Source organism: Xanthomonas sp. fls2-241-TYG-148, from assembly GCF_030208815.1.
GTDB lineage: Bacteria > Pseudomonadota > Gammaproteobacteria > Xanthomonadales > Xanthomonadaceae > Xanthomonas > Xanthomonas campestris.
The window spans coordinates 452,003-474,104 of the sequence record NZ_JARVTE010000001.1; the positions used below are offsets into that span (position 1 = coordinate 452,003).

The following is a 22,102-nucleotide window of genomic DNA, read 5'->3' on the forward strand; positions in this document are numbered from 1 at the left end:
CTTCCGGATAGTTCCGGTCTGTGCAACTGAAGCCACTGTAAGCGCTGCCTATCTCACTACTTGTGACCGGCCGCGCCGATCCCTACACTGGTCACGTCAGCGTTTTGATGCTTTCCCCGGGGGTGCACTGGTTTCGACGGGGGTCGCGAAGTCGCTTGGCGCATGCCGAGGGGGCAGCTTTCCTCGTTAATCCAGCAGCAAACTTTTAGTTGCCAACGACGACAACTACGGTTCGGACTTCGCTATCGCCGCTTAATTGGCTTTAGTTGTAGTTCTACAGCCGCCTAAGGCGAACCCCCGAAACTACTTGTGCCCGTGCTCGTAGATGTAGGGTCATTATCACGGAACCGCCGGTAGTGGCTGCCTGTCAGCTATCGGTTAGATCAAGCAGGCTGGTTTTCAGGTGCGCTTTGCCCGCCGTGCTGCCTGGGAACGAGATCTAACGGAGGGATAAGCATGTAGTGCTGGGGATGGAGTGCTTCCGGACGGCGGTTCGATTCCGCCCACCTCCACCAATGAGCGGATCTTGAAGATCCGAAGAAGGCCGGGAACCCCCGTAAAACAAGGGTTCTCGGCCTTTTTTATGTGCGCAGAAGTGCGTAGGTGAACGTATCAGGCTATGCGACGTTGGGGGCATATTTTGGGGCACCTGCCCCCACCAGCAATCCAGATGCCCCCACTGACCGATCTCGCAATACGCCGCGCCAAACCTGCCGCAAAGACCCAACGCATGTACGACAGCGACGGGCTTTATCTAGAGGTTTCGCCCAAGGGCGGGCGCTGGTGGCGCCTGAAGTATCGGTTCGGGGGCAAGGAGAAGCGGCTGGCCATCGGCGTCTATCCAGACGTGCCGCTGGCGCTGGCCAGGCAGCGGCGGGACGAAGCGCGCCAGCTGCTGGCTCAGGGCATCGACCCCGGCGAACACCGCAGAGCCGCGACGGCAGCGCGGGCGATTCTCGGCGCCAATACCTTCGAAGTGATCGCCAACGAGTGGCTGGAGAAGCGCAACTGGGTGGACGGGTACCGCGTGAAGGTCGTCGGATGGTTCACGAGCGACGTATTCCCCTATATCGGCGCGCGGCCGGCGGCGGAACTGGAAGCGCCCGAATTCCTGGCAGTGGCCAGACGCATCGAGAAGCGCGGCGCCTTCGAGTCGGCGCATCGGGTCATGCAGAACTGCGGCCAGGTCATGCGATATGCCATCGCCACCGGGCGTGCCAGCCGCAACCCAGTAGCGGATCTCCGCGGTGCGCTGAAGCCAACGCCCGAACGCCACCTGCCGGCACTGACGGATCCGGATGAGTTGGGGCCGCTCCTGCTCGCCATGGACGGCTACAAGGGGAGCCACGTCACGCGCTGCGCTCTCGTGCTGGCGCCACTGCTGTTCGTGCGGCCTGGCGAGCTGCGGCAAGCCGAGTGGTCGGAATTCGACATTGAGGCCGCTCGGTGGAACATCCCCGCCGACAAGATGAAGATGCGCCAGCCCCACGTTGTCCCGCTCTCGCGCCAGGCACTCGAAGTACTTGCCGACTTGCAGCGGCTCACTGGTGCCGGCCGCTACCTTTTCCCCAGCACCAGGACGAAGCTGCGGCCGATGTCAGACAACGCAGTGAACGCGGCGTTGCGACGCATGGGCTACGAGGTAGGCACGGTGACCGGCCACGGCTTCCGCGCCACGGCGCGCACGATCCTAGACGAGATCCTGGGCTTTCGGCCGGACATCATTGAGCACCAGCTGGCGCATGCAGTAAAGGATCCAAACGGCCGCGCCTATAACCGCACGACGCACCTCGCAGAACGCGTGCGCATGATGCAGCGATGGGCCGACTATCTGGATGAGCTGCGTATCTCCTCATGATGATCGCTCTTACGAGGCATCGACCTTAAAACAGAAAAGCCCCGCCGGAGCGGGGCTTTCAACCTCAAATTCAGCTAAAAAAACCTACGCGTCGGAAGGCTCTTCGCAGCGCGCAAAGGCAGCATCGAAATGACTGTCGATCTGGCGAAGTTCTTCCACCACTTCGTTCGCCAGCGCAATCATGTCTTTCCTGCTCTTCGGTCGCGCAAGCGCGTACAGATCAAAGTTCAGGGTGGCGCCGTTCATATTGACTCTCCAAGTGCTACGGTAGTTAAAATTTTGCTTGGGCTTGCAACTCGCCCATGATCCGGTCGTACTCATCCTGCCTGTCGTCATCGAGAGCTACCGCCAGTAGCTTCATCTGCAAGATGCACTGCTTCGAATTCAAGGCATTTCGTTTTTCGTCGTATCCAAGAAGCCCACTATCGACTAGCTGAGTGAGGGCGAAGTCAACGAACTCAAACGCCTTGAGCACTTCTGTGAGGCTTGGATTCAGAGCCTCCTGAAATTTAACGAAGCCGAATTGGTCATGGGCCTCGATCAGCCTGTTCACTTGCTTACTTACTTGACCCCAAATGCTGGCCAAAAGTTCCGGCAACTTGTCCTGCGGGTCATGGTCTGCCCCATCGCCCATCTGTTCATCTTCCTTGCGTAAGCGAGCCCTGACCAGGCTCATAAAAGTAGCGTACGGCTACTGGCGGCGAATGGTGCTGCATAAAACGCCTGTTTGCTAGTGCACCCATCTCAACTTCTGCTATCAACTGCAACACTGTTCACAAAAAAGAAAATTGTTCTTTTCTGTCAACAAGTTACAGAAAAACCGTGATTTCACATCTTTGGTTTCCCTTCTATCTTCGGCCGAGTTGGAAGCAACTTTAGGTCTGTGTTGCGCAAACTGAGACGGGCTGAGACGGGCTGAGACGGGCTGAGACGGGTTGAGACGGGCTGAGACGGGCTGAGACGGGTTGAGACGGGTTGAGACGGGTTGAGACGGGCTGGGACGGGCTGGGACGGGCTAATGAGGAGCATCTAAACTACCGAGCCAAGCTGCGCGCGAACTCGGCCGCCACCTCGAAAGCCTGAGCGATCGGCAGCGTTACCGCCGGCGGTATCACTGGGCTTCCCGCGACCTTCAGCGACACGTCGGCCTCACTTGCCCCATTGCGCCGAATCCTTGCCAGGACATCTGAGTTCCCTGGGCCGACACGCAGCACGTGCCATTCTTCCCGGTCGACTTTCTCGCCGACAACAGGGTTGTTCCAGTTCATACCGCGAGGGAGAGGCGGCAGCGCCACACCTTCGGGAGCAATGACGCCCGGCTCCTTAGATCGCTGAAGCGCGGCGCGATGTGCAGATCGTGATGGCATGGCTATCTATCCTGGTTGTGGCTGTTGCTGGTCATGCGGCTAGCCGGTGCTCGTAGAACGGGTGCCGCTTGTCGTCGAAGATGGCGTACAGCGCATCCAGGTTGCGAGGATCCGGATTGAGCCAGGCGTCGACGTGCTCGGGCTTGATGTTGATGATCGTCCGGTCATGGCCAGCGGCGGCGACCTCCGGCTCTGGCTCGTCGGTAATCGCAGCGAACGACAGCAGGTCAGGCTCAATGCCGGCGGGATCGCGCCAGTGCGACCAGAGGCACGCCACAAGCATCGACTCGCCGGTGCGCGGCACGAATTCGATGCGCTGGTTCTGGCCGTCTGGGCCCTCGACGTTCTCGTAGAACCGGTCGGCCACCATCAGCCCATGGGTGTAGCCGAACTGCCGGCGCCAAAAGCCCTCCAGGTTGTCCCGGCGGGCGTTGTAGGTGCCGGGAAATTTCCGGTCGTACACCGCCGGCGTGCCGGCCGGGCGGCACTGGTAGCGCATCGGCTTGACGACCCGCTGACCGTTCTCGATCACCAGCACCGGGCAGTAGACGCCCGGGAATATCCGACTGTCGTCCTGGCCGCGCGTGCCCTTGAGCGAGTCGAGGCGCCGCTGCGCCTGCTGGATTTTGTTCGTGCCGATGCGCACGTCCGCGCGCGCCTTCTTCGTTTCCCTGACCTGCAGTGCCCGTTCGGCATCGCCGACACGGCGCTTCTGGTCGAATATCTCGCGCGTGAGCGTGTCAGCCTCGGCTCCATCCGCCGCGCGCAGGTTCTCTTGCAGCTCGGGCGGTCCGATCTCCAGCAGCTCGCGCACCATTGCGCGCGGCGCCTTCACCCGGCGAGGATCCTTGCCCTGGTCCCACCAAAACGCTTTGACGTACGCATTGATGTCCATCACAGCGCCGAACGCCCGCTGGAATGCTTTGAACTCGGCTTGGACCTGGGCGGAATAACACATGGCAGCCTCTCAACAGTCGCGGTCGGCGTCTTCCAGGCCATGCCAGGCCAGGATCTCGTCGAGTCGTCGGGACACGAATTGGGCATCCTCCCCCGTGACGGCGCCGTCCTCGATGATGTCCGCCATGCCGGCGAAGGCCTGCCAGAAGTGGCAGCGGTCGGGGCTGCTCTTGAGCAGCGGCGGCACCGCGGCGTCGAGGTTTTCCAGGTGGGTTCGGAGTTGGGCTCTGTCCATGCGGCCAGTATCGGCCGAGGCGTCTCACTGCTTGAGATCGCGGAACGTAGACTCTGCCGTATGGACGAAGCCGCACCGCTCAGCCTTTTCGAACAACTTCAGCACCGGGTCGCTGGCGCGGCCAAGCCGCTTGAGGTGCTCCAGCAATTCGAGGCAGAGCTGCTGGCCCGCTACCCAGCCGATGCAGCTGAGGTAGTAGAACTCATCGCGTCCTGGGGTCATCGGCTCGGTGTGCTCACGAACGGCGACCTGGAGGGTTTCATCTGACAGTGCTGGCGGGGCGCTGCTCAAGCGCCACGCGGGATGAGCTGCCAACGGCCCCCGCGTCCAGCGAGTGAAGCATGCAGTCTTATGGCGATGCGCAGACCGTGTAGATGTTGATGATCGCTGCGCCATTGACGTACCCATAGGTGCGCCAACCGTTGCCGTTCGGGTAACTGCCGACAACAGAGAAGCGTCCAGCATTCATCGACTGTGTTGCGTTGTTGTTCTCCGGCAGCCCTCCAACAAACGTGACGCTGTTGGGGTCACTGGTGTTCCATCCGCCAGAGATCGGCGTAAATCCTGCAGGGCATTGAGGAGTTGCATCGACAGTGCTGCGCGGTGCGGCGCGTGCGAATCCCTGCACTATCGTTTGGTAAGTAGCAGCTTCAACAGACGAAGCTGCCAGCAAAGATGCTGCAGCTAGAACGGTGGCAAGCAAGCTCTTCATAACTTCTCCATGTTATCGGGGGAGCCGGCTAGAGCTTGCTCAAAGCTCCGCGGGTTGAGCGGCCATCTTGGCTCCGCGTCCGGCCTGTGCAGACTGCGCGCCGTAGCTGATCGCCGCTATCAGCATGTACCGCAGCGAGGGGTCGGATTTCCCTGAGCGAAGCAAGCGTGCTGCGACACTTCAACTGAACGTTTTTTCGGATGTGCTCGCGCTGCATCTTGGCCCTGCGCCGAGATGACCTCGGGCCGCCGGCGAAGGCCGGTATATCTAATTCGGAGAACGGAATGCACCTAACCTCATTTGCCGTAGCGCTGGCCCTCTTCGCTGCCAGTGCGCAAGCCTTCGCAGGCGACCCGTCCACTGCGGCAAAATTCGGCCAGTCCGCCGTGCTGCACCAAGAGACTTCAACGACCGGCGAGACGCTAGACCAGTTCGTCGTCCGCATTGCGCCGCGTGCTCGTGCCGCGTCGGTCACCGCCCACGCAATTGTGTGCGGGCAGCTCCTTGGCGGCGGCCCGTACACCCTGGCGTTCAAGACCGACGGCTATACCGACGACTGCACCGTCCCGAAGACTGCCGCGCCGTATGTGCTGGTTAACGGCATCGCCAGGGATGCGCGCGAAGACCACTTCACCCTCACCCTCCGATTCCGCCCGGGCTACCTGATCACTCCGTGGTCCATCAAGTACCAAGACCGCAACGGCGTGCGCAAGGTCGCGGCCATCGAACGCTGATGCGGCCGCCCCTCGTGCTCAGGCAGCCGCACTCGCCGCGCCGGCCAAGCTATCTGCGATAGCCACATCCGTAGCGGCCTTGATCAACGCCTGGAGCTTCCAGCCCTCCAGCGCCTGCGACGCTTCCGCGCCGGGATAGCGGATGGCGTAGGTCGGCGCAATCAGGTCGGCGATGGGCGCTGCCAGCACGCCGAGGACGGCGCCGCGGTCCTCGACCTGGAACGTGACGGTGCCGGTGTCGTTGATCGGGTTCCAGATGATCGTGATCTGTCGCGCAAGCGGATCTGCATCCGGGTCGGGGGTTACCACGTTCGCATCGTAGGCCGCGCGGGTGGCCGCCTTGATGCCCAGCAACAGGTGCACGCCAGGCTCGGTGACCGTCTCGCCCGGCACCTCCATGGCCGTGCCAGTCGCTGGGTCGACATCAGTCGTAACCGGCGCGGTGATGTCGTAGCTGCGGCCGATCAGGTCGCTGATCTGCACCGTGAGCACGCGCAGGAAGAAGCGCTCCAGCGTCTGCATCCAACCATCGGGGTGCGGCTTGGTGGTGATCTGCTCAAGGTGGAACTCGACCGGCCCGTCGTTGGTGGCCGGGTTCCATCGGATCTCGATGCGGGGCGACACGATGTTGGTCTGCGTGCCGAAGGTTGGGTTTTCGCTGATAAGCATGGTCAGTATCCAGTGACGTCGAGGATGGGAGCGCGCACCCAAGCCTGGCCGTAATTGCCAGGGGGTGGCTGAGGATTTCGGTCGGTGCCGGTGCGCAGATCCTGGGCGGTATCGATGGCGGAGATGGATGCGACGTTACCGTTAATGTTGATCACGCCTTTGCGCCACAACACCTGCACCTGCCACTGCGGACCACCGCCAACCAGGCCGCCGATGGCCAGCATGATGTTGCCGGTGGAGCCGGCCAGCGCGGCGTAGGTTCGGCCGGCCGGCAAGGTGATCGACCCGCCCTGGTTAGCGTTGCCCTGCAGCAGCCCGCGCACCTTCATGTACTTGAGGGTCGCGTCGAACACGACCTGATTGTTTGCCGGATTACGGACCCAGAAGTACTTCATGCGGCCGAAGTTGGGCTCATCGAACACGTATGCAGCGAAGCTGCCGCTTGTTGTCCAACCGCTAAAGGTGAAGTTGTTGCCGCTCTGGGTGCGTTGGGCGAGCACAGCATTGCTCTCGCCCAGGAACGCCAGTGCCGGATTCGTGCCGACTATAGTCAAGCTCCACGTCTTCAGCACACCGCTGCCACTGGGTGTGATGGTTTGCTTTGATGCCAGCGCCAAATTTTTCCAATCCTCCGAGATCACCACTCGATTGGGACCGGCATTGATGCGAACGAAGGCCACGTCAAAACCTCCCGTAGAACAAGGTGCCGCCGGCGAGGGCGGTCAGGGTCGCTGACGGCACATTCCAGCTAATCGTGTTGCCGTCGTCGGTGATGTACGGAAGCAGGCTGTTGCCGGCTCCGCTGTCTGCCACGAACCAGTAATACAGCTGGTTGGCGCTTCCGGTGATCGGAACACCTACAGAGCCGGCGCTACCGCTGGCGATGCCGATCGCGCCCATGTGCTGCGTCAGCAGATCCGAATCGGGCTGATCGGTGACTTGCAGCAGCACCACATTGGTTGCCTCATCGGTAACGCGCAGAAAGGTCGTCATACACCCGCACCGATGGCGACCACCTGCACACCATTGGGTGCATAGCAGTAAATCTTGCCGCTGATGATTTCGCTGCGGCCCTGGCCGGCATCCACACCAATGAAGCGCACCTTGTCGAATGCGAAGTCGATCGTTGCAGTTGTGCCGTTGTTGACAGAGCGGATACCTGCAACTCGGCCATTGACGTCGAGTGCGAGCGTGGCCGAAGCCTCATAGCTCGCCACGCCATTCTCTGTTCGCGTCACACGTGTCGACAGCGACTGGGTTGCACTTGCCTGCTGTGCGTTTGCCGCCTCTTCCGTAAACGCGGTGGCGATCGCGCCCGCCTCCAACTTCAACCGACGCCAAGCGATCTGCTGATAGGCCCCGAACCCTCGGACATACAGGCCGATGCGGGTAGTGCCGGCCGGTGCGGTGAACGTCACTTCGCGACGCGCCCATGTACGGTCACCCGGGAATGTCAGCGCCGCGCTTTGTGCTGTCACCGTGCCCGTTGCCGTCTCGCATTGCGCAATCATGTCCGTGACGTTGGAGCTGCCCGCATAGAACTCACCGCTGAAGGTGTACTGGCCTGGCGGCATATCGTTGACGTAGTAATACCAATACTTGGTCGCTGCCGTAGAGCTGGCGTCGACTGACAAGTACGGCCCAAAGCTGAAGGTCAAACGTCTGACTGGCGTGATGCCCGTCCAACCCGCTGTATCCACTCTGCCCGTGGGATTGGCGATCAGATTTGGATTGCCTGCCAACAGCTTTGTGTTGACCCGGGTGATCGCCGTGGCCTGCGATGTGACCTCATTACCAAGCTGCGAAACCTGCGTTTGCAAGGCCTGGAGTGCACTTGCATCCGCTTTACCGCTCAGCGAAGACTGCACCGTGTTGATCAACTGCGACAGCGACGTCACGTTGTTTTCTGCCTGAGTCAGGCGTGTTGTGAGCGCCTGCACTGCCGAGGCGTCGGCCTTGCCGGCAAGACTGGACCGCACACCACTGACGTCCTGTGCGAGGACCTGCAGCTCTTGCTCAACTTGCTGTACGTCGGTGGTCACCTGCTGCATCGCCACGCCGATGGCACCGACCGCCTCGGCCAGGCTGGCGTACTGCCCGATGTAGGACCAGAACGCAGTGTCGGCGATGGCTGTGCCCACCGGCACGTCCTGCTTGGCGACGTACAGGCCCCCGGCGTTCTTGACGATCGAACCAGCGGGCCACGCCTGATCCACCCACTCCGGGGCCTCGACCAGCGCCTGAAGGTTGGCGAGATCTTGTGCCTGCTGCTGCAGCTGGTTGGCCAGCTCCTCATCGCGCGCAGCCGCTTCGAGGAAGCCCTGCCGGATCTCCTCGGTGGTCTGGTCGATCGCCTGCTGCATCTCCTCCTGTAGCTCGCCCAGGTTCTTGCCCAGCGTCTTGGTGATGTACTTCGCCGCCACCGACAGCGTGCCGTTGGTGTTGCGCGCACGGATGGCGAACGTCCACTTGCCCGAGGCCGGGATGGGCGAGTCGAACGCACCGGTGTGGTAGCCGCTGTCGCCCACCGGCGTCATGGCATCCCACGCAGGCATCGGGGCGCCCTGCTCCGGCGCCTCGATGTAGCGGATCTCCGCGCCGGCCAGGTTGGCCGACTGGATGGTGTCGGTCCAGAAGCCCCAGGTGTAACGCCGGATGCCGCCGGAGATCTCCTCCACGTCGAAGATGTCGTAGTTCACCGGAGGCGCATCCGCGCCGATGGTCGTGTAGATCAGCGAGGCGCCGATGCCCAGCTGCCCATCCGGACCGAACGGGCGCACGTTGATCGTGTAGGTACCGGCGCGTGGGATGCGCCACCGCGCTGTGCGGGTGCGCGTCTGCGCCACTTCCTGCAGCTCGCCGTTGCCGTCGGACGCTGAGGCGTACACCACGGCATGATCGAACGGGCCGCTGATGTCGAACGTGGCCACCAGGTCGGTCGCGGTGACGTCACCGGTGGTGATCTGGTCCTCATCAATGCGCAGGTTGCTCATGACTGGCCGGGTAGCCAGGGACGAGCCGCTGTCCGGCGGGATGTACTGGCCGGTCTTGACGTAGGTCCAGAACTCCGGCGACTCGGGCACAACGCTGATGCTCGCGCCCTTCAGATCGCTTTCCGGCTCGATCGCAACAACGCGGACGCGCAAGCCCGGTGTGGCCTTGAAGTCGTAAATCCACACCGTGTCGTGCGCTGGATTGTCCTGCCAACCGCCCTGCACCATCGAGTCGGCGTAGCCCTCGCCCGGCAACGGCGCATCGTCCGGCCATTCCTCCACAAGCTGGATGGTGTCGGTCGCCTCGGTGAAGCTACGCACGCGGAAGGTGCGGTAGACCGCCTCGCCCGGAATACGCAGGCCGATGAAGGCGCTGCGTGCATCGGGCGGCGGCACCGGCTCGTCCAGCGTCAAGGTGACCGTTCCTAGCAGTGGGCTGCGCTCTGCCGCAACGACGCGCCCGCCGAAACCCCACTGCGTGAGGTCGTGGGAGATCGAGAGCATCGACATGCGGCGGTACGCCAGGTACTGCAGGTCCTGGGCGAACCCGATGTCCTTGTACTGGTACAGGCTCTGTCCCAGGTGATAACGCGCCATCTCGGCGGCATGCGCCTCGCGGCCGATGCCCTCGCCGGTGAGGCGCGCAGGATTGAGCATGGTTTCCACGCCCGGCGCGGGCACGCGCAGGGTCTCGACCTTGTTGGTGGTGCTGTCGAAATAGCTGTATTCGATACCGTCGGCAGCGCTTGCCAGCGTGTAGTCCACGCTGAAGCTGCCCTTCTTCATCTCCGCCATGTTGACCACGCCCGACAGCGGTTGTTCGTCTGCAGCCCACACAACGGATAGGCGACCACCGGCCCACGTCACCTGCCCCATGCCGGCCAGCGCGATCGCCTGCAGCACCTCATCGTGGCTGCGCTCCTCGGTCAGCCAATAGTCGTAGGTGTAGCCATTGGCCTCGCAGTGGGCCATGAAGCCCTGCAGCGATTCGATGTCGATCTCTTCGTCGGACTTGCCCATGCCGGCGATCAGCTTGCCCTTCTTGTTGAAGTAGCCACGCGCGTACTTGAGGATGTGCGCGCCGTTGTTGCTGGTTTCCTCGGTCACCCACGAGCCGTTGCGCCACACTGGAATCGGCGCGGCGATGTGCTCGGCGCGCAGCTGGTCCGGCTGGCCGTTGAGTTGCCCCGTTGCCTTGAGGAGAATCCCGGTGCGCGAGATCCCGTCATAGGTCGCGCCGTCGGCCTGGACGCTGCCCATTGTCGACCACTGGAAGTCGTTGCGCTGGGTGTTGTCGCCGTCGTAGTTGCCCAGGCCGAGGATGCGCACGCGCACGTCGTACTGGCCCTTGGGCACATCTGCAGACAGGGTCGCCCGCTTGCTGACGTCGAGCTTGTCGCCGGTGAACGTCTGGGTGGCCAGCGTGGCCCAGATCCCGCTGCCCGCTTGCGCGTACTGCACCTGCACGGTTTCGGAGACGTTGTAGGCCTTGCCCGAGGTCCCCACGCCGCCGAGCACGTATTCCAGGTTGATCTGGATGCGCACGGTGTCGGCGCTGCTGGTGCGCGTCACGAAGTCGGCGGTGTCCGGCAGCTCGCCGCCGTCGATGGTGTCCACATTGCTGTAAAGCGGAATTGACTCATCCGGCATCTGGCTGTAGCCGGCGTGGTAGATGCTCACGCCCTCGTAGCTCGACAGCAGCGTGTCGCCGTTGGAGAAGGCGCCCACGCGACCCACGCCGATGCCCGGAGTCAGCACCATCCCGAGGTACTGGTCGTCGCCCTCGTAGAACGAGTACGTGGTGCTTGCGACATCCGGCGCGATGCGCATGCGACCAAAAAGCAGACCCAGCGGCTCGTATGGGCGCGGACGGTTGCGTGCAGCACCCAGGCTGTAGACCGTGCCGGCATTGCTCGCGGCAGCCGGGCTTTCGACCTTTGGCCCGAGCACCTTGTTGATGACGATGGCACCAACAACGAACGCGGCGGTGTATGCCACTGCCGCACCGGTCGTACCCAAACCCGCCGCCCAGGTCGCGCCAGCGCCGCCGGTGAAGTAGATCAATGCAGCCATCGCCACGATGTAAAGCGCGTTCCGGCCAACTGCGCCGCGCACCTCAATGACCTGGCCATCCTTCGGATAGACATAGGCCCAGAGGTGCCGCGGCACAGCACGGCCGCCGATGGACACCGTCCAGTCGCCCTGATCCAAATCGATCACGTGCCGGTGCAGGAACTCGCACAGGCGCTCGCCCGCCCGCAGGTCCATCGCAATGTGTCGCTGCCCTTCCAGGGTGACCGGATGCGGTGTCAGCACCAGTTGGCCGTTGGCAGCAGGAGTGGTCATCAGACCCATGTGTAATACCCCTCGATCCTTGCGCCGTAGTCCGGCAGCTCGCGCACCCGGTGCAGCCAGCTGCTGCCGAGCGCGCTGGTTGTGTGAAGAACCCAGCCTTCGTGGGCCAGGTAGAAGAAGACGCCGACGTGTCCCGGCCGGCTTTGGCCCTTGTCGAACATCAGCACCAAGTCGCCGTCCACCGGCGTGGTGGTCGCTACCGCGTAGGCCTGTGACAATTCGCCCAGCGCCACTTGCCCCGCCGCGCCACGTGGCCGCCTGGCTGGCATCTGTACCTCCCGCCCGAACAGCTCGTGCTGCACCTGGACGACAAGATCTGCGCAGTCATTGGTGTCGGCGTCGTACGGGATGTTGAGAAAGCGCTCAACGTCAGCCGTGCGCATCAGAAGATCCCCGGGAGCGTGTGCGGATTCGCTCGCAGCTTTACCGCCTGCTGCCGCATGAAGAAATCCATGCCGATCTGCGCAGTGATCAGCGGACCAGCCGCGCGCACCTGTGTCATCGGCAAGTACATGCGCCGCGCGATCAGATCGGGAGCCGCCTTGTCGGTGATGAGGTAGCGGCACATCACCATCTCATTTGGCTGCATACGCTCCAGGTCGTCGGTGATACCGCGACCGACGTTGTCCACCTCAAGCTGCGCCCGCGGCGTCTGTCCAGCCGAGTCGGTCGGCGCCGTAAAGCGGAACGGATAACCGAAGTAGGTGTTTCCGTTGCTTACCCAGTCCTCGGTGTCATTGGCGATGCGTAGCACCGCTCCGAAGGATGGCGCCGTCATTTCCAACAGCTCGAGAGGTCCAACTCGATCTGTAACGCGCTGCCGGCGCTCAAGAAATGTGCTCATCGCCGATACTCCAAAACAGCCTGCCGCGTGCCCTGCGTGAACGCGGAATTGGTGGCCTGAAGGCGACCGATTGCACCGCCCTTGAAGCGCGCAGAGATTTGCTGCCGCGTGCGTGGATGCACCATGGTGAAGTAGCCAACACGCCCGATTTCGTCGAAATAGAAGACGTCGAACGCAGCCATCGACTCGGCAGTCAGGAACACCATGGTGACTGGCAGCTCCAGCATCACGCGCGTGTTGATGATTGCCTGCTTGGCCGGCCCGCGCTCCATCTCGGTGCGCTCCACGGAGGGATCCGGCTCCTCGCCGAGATCCCCTGCAAGCAGACGCACAGCAGCTGGGAGAGTAGCCATCAGCGTCGCTCCCTCACATCGAATCGGCTCTTCGTCGCGCCCGCCGTCCGCCCACCGCTGGCCATGTCATCAGCAATGATGTCGACGACGATTTTTCGCATTTCCCTGCCGTCCGGCATCGTTGTCCGTTGCTCTCGCGACTGCACTTGAGCACCTCCGTAGTTGTTGATTTCAATCTTGGTTTCCGAGCTCGCGGGGCTGCCGCTTCCCGAAGCCATCGGCGCGGCCGGAACGACCTGCCCGCGGTTGCCGGGAATCAGGTAGCTGCGCCCTCCCTGGTGGAACAGCTCCGGATCGCCGCCTTCGCCCACCTCGTACAGCGAGCCAGGAGCGACCGGGCCACCGTTAGCGCGACCGCCGCCATAGCTGAAGCCACTGACCAGCGAATCGCCCAGGCTGCTGGTGATCGACTGCGTGCCGCCAGTAACAGCAGCAGATCCGGCGGCCCCAACTCCACCACCCATAAATGCACCGATCAGGCCGACCGCCTGCTGCTTGAACGCGTAGCGCGCCAAGTCGGCGATCATCGAATCGATCAAGCTACTGAAGGACAGCTTCCCGGTCTGGGCCAACCGCACGAAAGCGTCTTCACCAGCACTCAAGCTGTTGGACAGGAACGAGCCTGCTTGCTCCGATGCGTTCTGCGCGGCAAAGGCGTAGTCCTCCCAAACACGGGTAAAGCCGGTGCGCCAGTCGCCGAGCAACTGCATGCGCTGCTGCTGGTAGCTCCGCTCGATTTCCAGCGAGCGCTCCCTGCTCGCCTCGAGCATTACGATCTCGTTCTGGTATTCACCCTGGCTGAGCGGGTTCTGCCCGCGCTGCTCCTTCTCCAGCTTCTCCCGCTCGCGCAAGTACTCGCGTTGGATGTCCAACTGGCGCTGGAGCATCTGCGTTGCATCGGCGCCGCGGCCAATGCCCATCAAGTCGACGTCGGACTGCTCCTGCCGTTGCTTCTCCAACTGGGCGAGGCGTTCGGTCAGTGCCGCCTGTGCCACCAGGTCGCGCTGGGTCTGCTTTGCCTTCTCTGCCTGCGCATCGCTTGCCTGGAGTTGCGGGATCATCGCCTGCAGCAGCTGCTTGCTCGCCGCCGTCATCGTGTTGGTCTTGTCGGCCAGCAGCTGCCGGGCTTGGATCACCAGCCGATCGCTGGCGGATACCTTGTCGCCACTCTCGGCCAGCTGCTGGTTGGCGGTGATCTGCCGCTGCACGCTGGCGATGAAGCTCTGCGCTGCGTTGTCGTCCGTGTTGGCCTTGCCGATGCCCTCGCGCTGGTTGAACTGCTTGTCGACCTGCGCATTGGATTGGGCGATGAGGCGCTGCATGGATCCATCGAAGTGGCGCGCGTCGCTGTCCGGAAGTTTGTTGTAGATCTCGATGATCTTATTGAGGGCAGCTTGCTTTGCGGTCGCCCGATCAAGGCCGGCCATTCGTGCGTTGAGTGCTTCGGAAGCTGCCTTCTCGGCTGCTTGGTTGTCGTGCAACACCTTGTTGTAGTCCTCGACCGCCTTACGGTTGTTCGGACTCTCTTCGTTGATCGGCGCTGGCAGCCCGTACGGGTTTCGGGCCTGCGCAGATAGCCTCCCCATCTCATCCTTCAGACCGGCCAGCAGGGCGAAGCCGGCACGCGGCCCCGCGCTCGCTAGCTTTGCGATCCAGGAATCTTGGAGGCCGCTGTTCCGGCCCACATCCGTGAGCGCTCCACTGAAGTTGACCAGTGCACCCCACGCGCCGCTAATCTCGTCCTTGACGGTGCGCCATCCCTGCGCCATCCCCGGCATGACAGCCTCGGTCTGGTTTGCAACGTTGATGGATCGCTCGTAGTACAGCTGCAGCGCTTCGGCCACGGCCTCCTGCTGCCGCCCCTCTTCCTGCAGCGTGATGATCCGCTGCAGTTGTGCGGTGTTGAGGAAGCCCTCCTGCTTGTTGAGCTCCACCAGCGCATCCACCGGATCACGTGCGATTCGCTGGAATGCCTCGACCGTCTTGTTTGTGGCCTGGCCGGTGGACGCCTCCATCCGTGCAGCGGCCTCGGCGACCATCAGGAACTGCTTACCGGCGAACTGGCCGGAGGCGGCAACCGAATTGAGGGCATCAACTGCGCCGCCGCGCGTCACCCCGGTGAGCTTGTCGAGATCCGACACCAATCCTCGGAACTGGGAGCCGCTGATGTCCGCATTGCGGCCGGTGAGGATCAGGTTCTTCTGGAAGTCGAACAGCTCGTCCTGGCCCTGCTTCAGTGCCACCGCCAACGCCAGTGCAGCGGCAGCCGACACAGTCATCGGATTGACCATGCCCAGCACGTAGGACGACACGGCCTTGGCGGCCGGGCCGATGCCACCAAGCTGGTCCTTCAACTGTCCGCCCTGCTGGATCGCCACCATCCAGATCGGCTGGCCGGCAACCACGCTGGTGACAATGTCCGTCATCTGAGCCGGGATCATGCGCATCGCCGCGGCCGTCTGGCGCGCGGTCATGCCGTATTGCTCGGTGGTGTTCTTGGACTTCAGCAGCGCCTGCCGGCTTGCCTCGATCTGCGCCTGGTACTGCTGCATCACCTGCGGCTTGATCAGCCCCAAGTCGCCGGCACGCTCCAGCCGCTCCTCCATCTCAGCCAGCCGGTTCAAACCGGCAACGGTGGGATCGATCTGTGCAAGCAGGCGCTTCAGGTTGATTTCCTGCGCCTGCGCTGCTGCCGCTGCCTCGCGCGCCTGGTTTGCGGTGCGCGCCTCTGCCTCCTGCAGCGCACGTGCACGCGCGATCATGCGGTCCTGCTCAGAGCCTGCGCCGGCCATCGCCCGCGCCTGCACATCAATTCCCGCCGCAGCATTGCGCGCGGCCTCCGCCAGGGCGCGATCCGACAGGTTCGCCGTACGGCCGGCTTCGGCGTAGGCCATCGCCTGCTGCGCGACGCTGCGGTAGCGCGCCTCCTGCTGCGCCAGCTGCTGTTCCAGCTTCTCAGACGCTGCAGCAGACGCGCTTGCATCGGTAGCAGCACTCTTGCCGGCCGCGCCGTAGGCCTTCAATCCCGATGTTGCGCCGGAGAGCCTGCCTTCCATGGCCGCCAGCGCCGAGACGATTTCCGCCTGCGCACGGTTCAACCCCTGCAGCTCGGTGATCACGGTGCCCGTGCCGAGGCCAATGCGATCCAGGGCGCCGCCCAGACGGTCGCCCAGCACCACGGCAGAACGGTCGATCGAGCGCGACATCGACTGGAAGTAGCGCTCCAGCCGATCTGCCGACCCGCTGGCCTTGTCGGCTGCGGCTGCGTTCTGGTCCAGCGCCCTGGTGCTTTCGACCAGGCCAGTCGAATCGACCTTGTAGCCAAGCTCGGCGATATCCATCAATCAGCTCCAGGTGTTGCCAGGTTCGGGCGGTCGCTCGCGCGCCGCTGCTTGTTCTTCGCGCACGGCACGCAGATAGGCGTCGTCCATCGCGATGAGCATCTCCATCTCTTCGGGGAGCACATCGCGCCGCAGCAGTCGCTGCCACGCATCCAGTTCCGCGTAGGACAGCGCCTCCGGGCCGGATCGACGCCGGCCGGAGATCAACCAGAACCAGTCCCACACGTGGACCGCTTCTTCCGGCATGTCGACGTCAGGCGTCGGCTGCTCAAAGCGGGCGTTGCGCTGGCGCCGCGTCTCGCCCTTCGCGTCCGGCATGTCGTACCGAACGGTCAGATACGTGGCGTCAGAGATCCTCGCCTTCAGTGCTGCGAAAAAACTCCGCGCGGTTGCCCAGCTCCACCTCGAGCTGATCGGCGATCCACGGCAGCTCCTTCAGCACCTTGCGCAGCACTTCGTCGGTCAGATCCGGCTTGCTGCCGTGAAAGGTGAGATCGCCCTTCCACTCCCAGCCGCCCACAGACGCGACGAGCATGTCGGTGCGGCCCTGCTCCATCTTCGCGGCGGTCAGCTTGCCCTTGCCCGTCAGGCGGTCATCCAGCGCCTTGCGGCTGGCCTCGCGCACCTTCGGGTGGGTATCGGGGAGCAGGGTGATGCGCAGGCCCACAGGGGCCTCGGTGGCGGGATGCTTGATATCAATGACGCGCTCAGCGGCAACGATGGTGGTCAATTCGGTCATGGGTGATCCTTTGCGATCGATCCGGAGAGGAAGCGGGGGAAGCCGGCCGGATCAGATCCGGCTTGTCAGGCGGCCCCCCTATCCCCCGCTGTTCGGTTACGGGGTGACGGGTGCCGGCACTTCGATCGGCACCTGATTCAGAGCGAGCGAATAGACGTGCAGTATGAAGTCCTCGTTACGGCCGCCGGGCGTGCGGGGGCCGGTGACCAGGCCGCGCAGGTATTCAATTTCGCCGGACGGGCGCTCGACCTTGAAGGCATACGCGTCGGTGACGGTCGGCTGGCCAGCAGCGCGCATGGCGATCTGGCCCGGATCGTCCAGCACGCGCGCCACCTCGACTTCGGGGTCGCCGGCATTCGAGATGCCCTTGCCCTTCAATGCGACGGCGGTGTCCCACGTGTCGTAGGTGACGATGTTGGTGGTCAGGCCGCGCTCGCCGACGCTGCCGACCTTCTTGACCTGGACGAACGTCAACGCCGCGAACTGGGTCTGGGTCAGATCCTCGTTCTTCGGCGTGGCGCAGATGTAGAGCTTGGAACCACTGTTGGTTTGTGCCTCAGCCATTGCTGATATCTCCTCGCTTTGGGCATAAAAAAACCCGCCACGGGGCGGGGTTGGGGAACTGCTTTGGATGGCTGCTACACGAAGCCGCGCCACATGATGGTCACCGGATGCATGTGCCGCTCCGGGTCTTGAATGATGGTTGAGGTCCAGGGCACGCGGTACACGCGCATTCCGGCGAAGGTCGTGCCCTTGCCGAATGCCGCGATGATCTGGTCGGTGAGCTGCGTGCCGACCATGATGCCGGCGCCCGGCCGATAGCAGGCCGCCAGCTGGCCGAAGCCCTGCATCAGCGACGGCCCGTCGTCCTCGATGCCGTAATTCTGCGTCTGGTTGGGGAACCACTGCAGCTCAAGCCAGGATCCACTGGTGGGCGGGGTGAAGCTGATGCCGGGATAGGAACACGGCAGGCCGATGCTCGCGGCAAAGGCGCCAACCAGGCCGGCGAAGGCGTCATAGATCGCGGTATCGCTCATGGAATGCGTGCCTTCACCTTCGCGGTGACCTCGTTGACGATGAAGTCCCAGTTCTGCGCGGCTGTACGCATGAATCCCTTGCCGGCTTGCTCGTACTGCCTGCCCAAGCTGTCGTTGCCGCTGAAGCCATGTTCCATGCGCATCGCATAGGCTGCGGTCCATCCAGCCCACACCGACTCGCCCAGCTGCAGTGCTGCGAAGACCAACGCGGGGTCGCCGCTATCCGACGACGCCGGGCCATCCTTCGATGCCGCGGCAGAGTTACGCAGGAATCCAGTGTCAACCGGCATCTTCCCGCCTCGACCCTCCGGCGTGTTGGCCTGATCCATCACTGCCTGCGCCGACTCGCGAAAGATCGCCTCCTGGCGCTGCTTCGCCTTCTCGGCGAATGCCCTGACCTGGTCACCGAGCTTGCTTGCCACGCAACACCTCCGCCGTCATGTCGATCCGGTACTGCTTCGTGCAACGGCAGCCGACGATCTCCTCCGGGCCAGCGCCCAGGCTGGTGTCGCCCGGGTAGTTCAGCCGTGCGCCGCTCGGTGACTCGAATGGTTCGCCGAATGCCCGCTTCTGCCCGTTCATTGCCTTGTGCGTGTGCCGCGTGCGCTGGTCGCCGCTGTCCGACCAGGTCCCGGTGACGTTCTCCGGCGCCAGCGCGCCCGCTGCGACCTGCTGCCGGTACGCCTCTTCGCGTCCAGCATTCATGCTGGTGATCGACTCGGTGCGCGCAATCATTTCGCCGCGCAGCTGCAGCAGCCTGTCGGCGTAGCGGCCGACGATCTTATCGATGTCCGTCTGCGAAACCGGCTTTCCGGCGGCGATGGCGCGCTTGACGATGCCGTCGAGGCGCTTGTCGCGGCGCTTACGGCCGAAGTACTTCGCCATCTCCTTTGGGTCACCGCTGGCCAGCTCCCCACGCATGCTCTGCACGAACTGGCCCTGCTGCGATGTCAGGCCCAGCACGCCGCCGGTGCGCCGGCCCGTGTCTCCTACGCGCCCCACGATGTCCAGCGCGCTCTGACGCGGATTGCGGCCAGCGACCATGCCGCTCTCCAGCACGTTGCGGATCAGCGTGCGCTGGTCGTTGACGATGCCGGTGATGAGGTTGCTGGATTTGTCGCGCAGCCAGGCCTCGGCGGTGGGGTTGCGCAGGTCGAAGCTCGGGCGCAGCGCGGGCGAACGCACGTCCTGCCGTGGCTTGTAGTTGCCGGTGATGATCGGATCCAGGCTGAGTCGCATCCTCGGCATTTCCGACACGCCCTGCTGCCCGCCTGCAGCGTAGGCATTGCGCAGCGCCTCGCCGAGATCAGCGAAGCGCGGCTCGTCCATGCCCATGGCCGTGAGCACATCGTCGATGCGCCCGGCCTGCAGCAGGTCTGCGATGAGCTGCACGCCGGCCTGGTTGGTGATCTCTGCAACCGCCTTGAGGAATGCGCGCGCGATCGCCGGCTCCAGCTTCGCCGCCAGCTGTTCGAGTTGGCGGGAAGTCGTTGCGGCCATCAGCGTCTCGCGTGGAATTCGAAGAGAAGGATCTGCCCGCCCGGTGACAGCGGCTGCAGGTCAATGAAGCGATACAGCACGCCACCGAGCAGGATCCGGTCGTCCTTCGTCGGCTCAATGGCGACATCGGTGGAGATGAGCCCCAGCTTGTCCCCCTGCAGCACCAGCGTGGCGTCGCGGTTGGTCAGGCTGTACTCGGTTTCCACCACCTTGCAGTCGTGCCGAGTTGGCGGCGCCTGCTGGGGGTTGTGCGGCGGCCCGGTGACGGCGCCGTCACGCTCCAGCTGTGTGAGGTAGCCATAGGCACCGATCAGCCTGCGAGCGGTCGCTTCCAGTCGCCCGTAGATCGCGGCAACCATCAGACCACCCTCACTGCCGGGAACATCGCCGGACGACGCAGCAGCGGCGCCAGGATCTCGTCGATGCCCGGAATGATTGGACGGTTCGGCGTGTTTCCCGCACTGGTGCTGGTGCCGTATGAGACCTCGATCGGTCCGACCTTCTCCCGCGTGACCTGCGCGCTTGCGACGTAGTCCGGCGACAGGCTGCCGGGTTCCATCAACTCGCGCAGTGCTGCTTCATACGCCGCGTGCTCCACCTCGATCGGCACCACGTCGGCGGCGATCGGGTTGCCGTCGTAATCGACAGCGCCAGTGCGGGGCCATTCGTTCGGCTGGCCCCGCCCGTCCGTACGCACGCCGGGGAACATCGACTGCCACCGTCCCGAAAGCAGCAGCACCCGGTACCGGCCGTCGATGTAGTCGGTACCGCGCACCAGGGACGCCGTTCGGGCTTCCTCGCTGCCTGCGGCCCAGGCCGCGTTGCCGCGGGCCAGGTGGTAGTCGTCTGCTCCTTCCAGCGTGCCGTACATGCTCAGCTCCCGGTCTTCGACTTCTCGGCGTCGTCCAGCGCGGCCTGCAGCTTGTCCACGCCCCAGCGCTTGTCGTGCTTGATGCCGCCGGCCTCCAGCTTGGCGATCAGACCGACCTTCTTCTGGTCATCGGCGACCTTCGCATCGATCACCGCCTGGGCGGCTGCAGCGGCTTCGGCCTTCAGCGCGTCGAGCGACGCACTGATGCGTCCCTCGCGGTCCACCTCGTCCAGCGAGTTCCAGCCTTCCAGCGACAGGGCCGAGGCCTTGAATGCGTGCTGCACGACGTCGTCGCGCGTGACGCTGTCACCGCCTTCGATCAGCAGAATGCTGTCGGGCAGGTTGAACGTGCCGAGCAGGAACGGCGCGGTGTCGTCCTCCGACTCGCTGAGGATGTTGGCGGCGAGCCACGCCTGAACGACGGCGTTCTTCTTGAGGGTCGCCCAGTTCGGCACGGTGGCCGGCGAGCCGGGGATGATCTCGGTGCCATCCGGCAGCGCGAGCGGGGACTTGTGGTTGTTGCTGATCTTCATTGCATGCTCCGGTTGGCCCCGCCGGTGACGCACGGGGCCGTTGTGGATCAGATGCCGTCGACGTAGACGACCTGCTTGGGAAGGCGCACGTCCAGGCCGCCCAGGCGCATCACGCCCGGCACGTCCCAGCGCATCGGGCCGCTCTGGTACACCGGCAGGAAGCGGTGCGGCATCGGCATGTGCAGCTTCAGCACGTTGGCGTCGTAGCGGTACGCGACCATGCGCGCCACGTTGCCGACACCGGCGTTATCCAGGCCGCGCAGGCCGCGCACGTCCAGCGGCTGGCGAGTGGTGGCCGTGTAGACGTTGTTGGCCAGGAAGTACTGCAGCACGGTGAGGTCGCTGTACTCGCTCATCTTCTTGGTGGAGATGAGCATGTACTTCGACCACGGCAGCAGCAGACGGTCAGCGATGGAAGTGGTGTTGGTGCCATTGAAGACGTTGATCAGCGCCGCGTTCATGTCGCCGACGATCTCGTCGGACGTGGCGGTACCGGGCGCCTGCAACGTGCCCCATGCACCGGTGGGCGCTGCAACCGGGGTCACGCCGGCAGCGTTGAACAGCCCGGTGAAACCCTTGCTTGCATCGCCGAGCAGCGACACGCGATCGACCATCTCCTCGGAGGCGCGGCGTGCGGCCGCGGCGTCCTCGTTGGGCAGGTTGATGCCGAGCAACTGGGCGCGGCCGACTTCTTCCCAGCCGTAGCCGTAGCCGATACCAGCGGTGTGCACGCCGGTCTGGAACTGCGAGCGATTGGTGCCGGCCTTCGGGACGTCGTCGGCGTTACCGTTGATCCAGTCGGCCTTGCCGTACTGGTCCTGCGAGTAGTAGGTGACCGACGTTGCGAACTCGCTGCCGGACGTATCGACCGGGATCAGGTCGCGGTACTGGATGTCCGGATAGACGGTCCGGTAGACGCCGGGCTCGATGATAGTGGTCTGCGAGACCACGAAGCCCATGACAACCTGGGCGTCAAAAAGTGGATGTGCACGCATGTGGCTGGG

Annotated in this window: 27 protein-coding genes and 1 other RNA gene; 3 read left to right on the forward strand and 25 right to left on the reverse strand. The window is 63.8% G+C overall.

Translation table 11 applies throughout. The features are described 5' to 3' along the window. The first annotated feature begins 118 nt into the window (after positions 1-118). Positions 119-515: a transfer-messenger RNA gene (ssrA, locus tag QRM60_RS01940) on the forward strand. A 104-nt stretch (positions 516-619) separates the two neighbouring features. Continuing rightward, positions 620-1,858 (forward strand): integrase arm-type DNA-binding domain-containing protein, encoded by a 1,239-nt coding sequence (locus tag QRM60_RS01945; protein WP_285445457.1) that lies wholly within the window; start codon positions 620-622, stop codon positions 1,856-1,858. A gap of 84 nt (positions 1,859-1,942) precedes the next feature. On the opposite strand, the gene QRM60_RS01950 is transcribed toward QRM60_RS01945, so the two are convergent. The 7 genes from QRM60_RS01950 to QRM60_RS01980 all read right to left on the reverse strand — a co-directional run bounded on the left by QRM60_RS01950 (position 1,943) and on the right by QRM60_RS01980 (position 5,129). After that, positions 1,943-2,104, reverse strand: a complete 162-nt coding sequence (locus QRM60_RS01950; RefSeq protein WP_285445458.1) for a hypothetical protein — start codon at positions 2,102-2,104, stop codon at positions 1,943-1,945. 25 nt (positions 2,105-2,129) lie between these two features. Beyond that, a complete protein-coding gene (locus tag QRM60_RS01955; RefSeq protein ID WP_285445459.1) occupies positions 2,130-2,534 on the reverse strand; it encodes a hypothetical protein in 405 nt (134 codons plus the stop codon). A 358-nt stretch (positions 2,535-2,892) separates the two neighbouring features. Further along, on the reverse strand, positions 2,893-3,126 hold the full coding sequence (locus QRM60_RS01960; RefSeq protein WP_285445460.1) for a hypothetical protein: 234 nt from the start codon (positions 3,124-3,126) through the stop codon (positions 2,893-2,895). Positions 3,127-3,256: 130 nt separating this feature from the next. Further along, positions 3,257-4,183 carry an SOS response-associated peptidase family protein gene (locus tag QRM60_RS01965; protein ID WP_285445461.1) on the reverse strand — a complete coding sequence of 309 codons (927 nt, stop codon included), beginning with the start codon at positions 4,181-4,183 and terminating at the stop codon, positions 3,257-3,259. Positions 4,184-4,192: 9 nt separating this feature from the next. After that, positions 4,193-4,417, reverse strand: coding sequence for a hypothetical protein (locus QRM60_RS01970; protein WP_285445462.1), 225 nt, complete (start codon positions 4,415-4,417; stop codon positions 4,193-4,195). Between the two features lie 24 nt (positions 4,418-4,441). Further along, positions 4,442-4,639, reverse strand: a complete 198-nt coding sequence (locus tag QRM60_RS01975; RefSeq protein WP_285445463.1) for a hypothetical protein — start codon at positions 4,637-4,639, stop codon at positions 4,442-4,444. 127 nt (positions 4,640-4,766) lie between these two features. Next, a complete protein-coding gene (locus QRM60_RS01980; protein WP_285445464.1) occupies positions 4,767-5,129 on the reverse strand; it encodes a hypothetical protein in 363 nt (120 codons plus the stop codon). Positions 5,130-5,413: 284 nt separating this feature from the next. On the opposite strand from QRM60_RS01980, the gene QRM60_RS01985 reads away from it, so the two are divergent. Next, positions 5,414-5,863, forward strand: coding sequence for a hypothetical protein (locus QRM60_RS01985; protein ID WP_285445465.1), 450 nt, complete (start codon positions 5,414-5,416; stop codon positions 5,861-5,863). A gap of 18 nt (positions 5,864-5,881) precedes the next feature. On the opposite strand, the gene QRM60_RS01990 is transcribed toward QRM60_RS01985, so the two are convergent. From QRM60_RS01990 to QRM60_RS02075, 18 genes are all read right to left on the reverse strand, one after another. Next, positions 5,882-6,532 (reverse strand): hypothetical protein, encoded by a 651-nt coding sequence (locus QRM60_RS01990; RefSeq protein WP_285445466.1) that lies wholly within the window; start codon positions 6,530-6,532, stop codon positions 5,882-5,884. A 2-nt stretch (positions 6,533-6,534) separates the two neighbouring features. Further along, entirely contained in the window at positions 6,535-7,212 is a 678-nt protein-coding gene (locus QRM60_RS01995) for a hypothetical protein (RefSeq protein ID WP_285445467.1), read from the reverse strand. 1 nt (position 7,213) lies between these two features. Continuing rightward, a complete protein-coding gene (locus QRM60_RS02000; protein ID WP_285445468.1) occupies positions 7,214-7,525 on the reverse strand; it encodes a hypothetical protein in 312 nt (103 codons plus the stop codon). Beyond that, the gene (locus tag QRM60_RS02005) at positions 7,522-11,871 is read right to left on the reverse strand and encodes a host specificity factor TipJ family phage tail protein (RefSeq protein WP_285445469.1); all 4,350 of its coding nucleotides are present in this window, start codon (positions 11,869-11,871) and stop codon (positions 7,522-7,524) included. Before QRM60_RS02005 ends, QRM60_RS02000 begins: the two co-directional genes overlap by 4 nt. After that, complete coding sequence (locus QRM60_RS02010) at positions 11,871-12,263, reverse strand: peptidoglycan endopeptidase (protein ID WP_285445470.1); 393 nt, start codon at positions 12,261-12,263, stop codon at positions 11,871-11,873. Before QRM60_RS02010 ends, QRM60_RS02005 begins: the two co-directional genes overlap by 1 nt. Continuing rightward, the gene (locus tag QRM60_RS02015) at positions 12,263-12,724 is read right to left on the reverse strand and encodes a DUF1833 family protein (RefSeq protein WP_115540038.1); all 462 of its coding nucleotides are present in this window, start codon (positions 12,722-12,724) and stop codon (positions 12,263-12,265) included. The genes QRM60_RS02010 and QRM60_RS02015 overlap by 1 nt, the downstream gene beginning before the upstream one ends. Continuing rightward, positions 12,721-13,011, reverse strand: a complete 291-nt coding sequence (locus QRM60_RS02020) for a hypothetical protein (RefSeq protein WP_285445471.1) — start codon at positions 13,009-13,011, stop codon at positions 12,721-12,723. The genes QRM60_RS02015 and QRM60_RS02020 overlap by 4 nt, the downstream gene beginning before the upstream one ends. Before the next feature lie 65 nt (positions 13,012-13,076). Beyond that, on the reverse strand, positions 13,077-16,418 hold the full coding sequence (locus QRM60_RS02025; RefSeq protein WP_285445472.1) for a phage tail length tape measure family protein: 3,342 nt from the start codon (positions 16,416-16,418) through the stop codon (positions 13,077-13,079). Between the two features lie 3 nt (positions 16,419-16,421). Continuing rightward, positions 16,422-16,736 (reverse strand): hypothetical protein, encoded by a 315-nt coding sequence (locus QRM60_RS02030; RefSeq protein WP_285445473.1) that lies wholly within the window; start codon positions 16,734-16,736, stop codon positions 16,422-16,424. A 28-nt stretch (positions 16,737-16,764) separates the two neighbouring features. Then, positions 16,765-17,157 carry a hypothetical protein gene (locus QRM60_RS02035; protein ID WP_285445474.1) on the reverse strand — a complete coding sequence of 131 codons (393 nt, stop codon included), beginning with the start codon at positions 17,155-17,157 and terminating at the stop codon, positions 16,765-16,767. Between the two features lie 96 nt (positions 17,158-17,253). Then, on the reverse strand, positions 17,254-17,721 hold the full coding sequence (locus QRM60_RS02040) for a hypothetical protein (RefSeq protein ID WP_285445475.1): 468 nt from the start codon (positions 17,719-17,721) through the stop codon (positions 17,254-17,256). Between the two features lie 74 nt (positions 17,722-17,795). Then, the gene (locus tag QRM60_RS02045) at positions 17,796-18,194 is read right to left on the reverse strand and encodes a phage tail terminator-like protein (RefSeq protein ID WP_285445476.1); all 399 of its coding nucleotides are present in this window, start codon (positions 18,192-18,194) and stop codon (positions 17,796-17,798) included. Next, entirely contained in the window at positions 18,191-18,616 is a 426-nt protein-coding gene (locus QRM60_RS02050; protein WP_285445477.1) for a hypothetical protein, read from the reverse strand. The genes QRM60_RS02045 and QRM60_RS02050 overlap by 4 nt, the downstream gene beginning before the upstream one ends. Then, positions 18,597-19,529 (reverse strand): phage minor head protein, encoded by a 933-nt coding sequence (locus QRM60_RS02055; RefSeq protein WP_285445478.1) that lies wholly within the window; start codon positions 19,527-19,529, stop codon positions 18,597-18,599. Before QRM60_RS02055 ends, QRM60_RS02050 begins: the two co-directional genes overlap by 20 nt. 164 nt (positions 19,530-19,693) lie before the next feature. Further along, the gene (locus tag QRM60_RS02060) at positions 19,694-20,053 is read right to left on the reverse strand and encodes a hypothetical protein (protein ID WP_285445479.1); all 360 of its coding nucleotides are present in this window, start codon (positions 20,051-20,053) and stop codon (positions 19,694-19,696) included. After that, a complete protein-coding gene (locus QRM60_RS02065) occupies positions 20,053-20,565 on the reverse strand; it encodes a DnaT-like ssDNA-binding protein (protein WP_285445480.1) in 513 nt (170 codons plus the stop codon). Before QRM60_RS02065 ends, QRM60_RS02060 begins: the two co-directional genes overlap by 1 nt. A 2-nt stretch (positions 20,566-20,567) precedes the next feature. Beyond that, positions 20,568-21,098: a hypothetical protein gene (locus QRM60_RS02070; RefSeq protein ID WP_285445481.1), complete on the reverse strand. Its 531-nt coding sequence runs from the start codon at positions 21,096-21,098 to the stop codon at positions 20,568-20,570. Between the two features lie 47 nt (positions 21,099-21,145). Continuing rightward, positions 21,146-22,093, reverse strand: a complete 948-nt coding sequence (locus QRM60_RS02075; protein WP_285445482.1) for a major capsid family protein — start codon at positions 22,091-22,093, stop codon at positions 21,146-21,148. Positions 22,094-22,102: the final 9 nt, after the last annotated feature.

Excerpts from the sequence above, each read along its gene's own strand:
- QRM60_RS02000 (WP_285445468.1), bottom strand. The coding sequence starts at position 7,525 with ATGACGACCTTTCTGCGCGTTACCGATGAGGCAACCAATGTGGTGCTG.
- QRM60_RS02040 (WP_285445475.1), bottom strand. The coding sequence starts at position 17,721 with ATGGCTGAGGCACAAACCAACAGTGGTTCCAAGCTCTACATCTGCGCC.
- QRM60_RS01960 (WP_285445460.1), bottom strand. The coding sequence starts at position 3,126 with ATGAACTGGAACAACCCTGTTGTCGGCGAGAAAGTCGACCGGGAAGAA.
- QRM60_RS02030 (WP_285445473.1), bottom strand. The coding sequence starts at position 16,736 with ATGCCGGACGCGAAGGGCGAGACGCGGCGCCAGCGCAACGCCCGCTTT.
- QRM60_RS01970 (WP_285445462.1), bottom strand. The coding sequence starts at position 4,417 with ATGGACAGAGCCCAACTCCGAACCCACCTGGAAAACCTCGACGCCGCG.
- QRM60_RS01955 (WP_285445459.1), bottom strand. The coding sequence starts at position 2,534 with ATGAGCCTGGTCAGGGCTCGCTTACGCAAGGAAGATGAACAGATGGGC.
- QRM60_RS01965 (WP_285445461.1), bottom strand. The coding sequence starts at position 4,183 with ATGTGTTATTCCGCCCAGGTCCAAGCCGAGTTCAAAGCATTCCAGCGG.
- QRM60_RS02035 (WP_285445474.1), bottom strand. The coding sequence starts at position 17,157 with ATGACCGAATTGACCACCATCGTTGCCGCTGAGCGCGTCATTGATATC.
- QRM60_RS01980 (WP_285445464.1), bottom strand. The coding sequence starts at position 5,129 with ATGAAGAGCTTGCTTGCCACCGTTCTAGCTGCAGCATCTTTGCTGGCA.
- QRM60_RS02045 (WP_285445476.1), bottom strand. The coding sequence starts at position 18,194 with ATGAGCGATACCGCGATCTATGACGCCTTCGCCGGCCTGGTTGGCGCC.
- QRM60_RS02055 (WP_285445478.1), bottom strand. The coding sequence starts at position 19,529 with ATGGGCATGGACGAGCCGCGCTTCGCTGATCTCGGCGAGGCGCTGCGC.
- QRM60_RS02025 (WP_285445472.1), bottom strand. The coding sequence starts at position 16,418 with ATGGATATCGCCGAGCTTGGCTACAAGGTCGATTCGACTGGCCTGGTC.
- QRM60_RS02010 (WP_285445470.1), bottom strand. The coding sequence starts at position 12,263 with ATGCGCACGGCTGACGTTGAGCGCTTTCTCAACATCCCGTACGACGCC.
- QRM60_RS01945 (WP_285445457.1), top strand. The coding sequence starts at position 620 with ATGCGACGTTGGGGGCATATTTTGGGGCACCTGCCCCCACCAGCAATC.
- QRM60_RS02065 (WP_285445480.1), bottom strand. The coding sequence starts at position 20,565 with ATGTACGGCACGCTGGAAGGAGCAGACGACTACCACCTGGCCCGCGGC.
- QRM60_RS01950 (WP_285445458.1), bottom strand. The coding sequence starts at position 2,104 with ATGAACGGCGCCACCCTGAACTTTGATCTGTACGCGCTTGCGCGACCG.
- QRM60_RS02060 (WP_285445479.1), bottom strand. The coding sequence starts at position 20,053 with ATGGTTGCCGCGATCTACGGGCGACTGGAAGCGACCGCTCGCAGGCTG.
- QRM60_RS02075 (WP_285445482.1), bottom strand. The coding sequence starts at position 22,093 with ATGCGTGCACATCCACTTTTTGACGCCCAGGTTGTCATGGGCTTCGTG.
- QRM60_RS02070 (WP_285445481.1), bottom strand. The coding sequence starts at position 21,098 with ATGAAGATCAGCAACAACCACAAGTCCCCGCTCGCGCTGCCGGATGGC.
- QRM60_RS01975 (WP_285445463.1), bottom strand. The coding sequence starts at position 4,639 with ATGACCCCAGGACGCGATGAGTTCTACTACCTCAGCTGCATCGGCTGG.
- QRM60_RS01985 (WP_285445465.1), top strand. The coding sequence starts at position 5,414 with ATGCACCTAACCTCATTTGCCGTAGCGCTGGCCCTCTTCGCTGCCAGT.
- QRM60_RS02005 (WP_285445469.1), bottom strand. The coding sequence starts at position 11,871 with ATGACCACTCCTGCTGCCAACGGCCAACTGGTGCTGACACCGCATCCG.
- QRM60_RS02015 (WP_115540038.1), bottom strand. The coding sequence starts at position 12,724 with ATGAGCACATTTCTTGAGCGCCGGCAGCGCGTTACAGATCGAGTTGGA.
- QRM60_RS01990 (WP_285445466.1), bottom strand. The coding sequence starts at position 6,532 with ATGCTTATCAGCGAAAACCCAACCTTCGGCACGCAGACCAACATCGTG.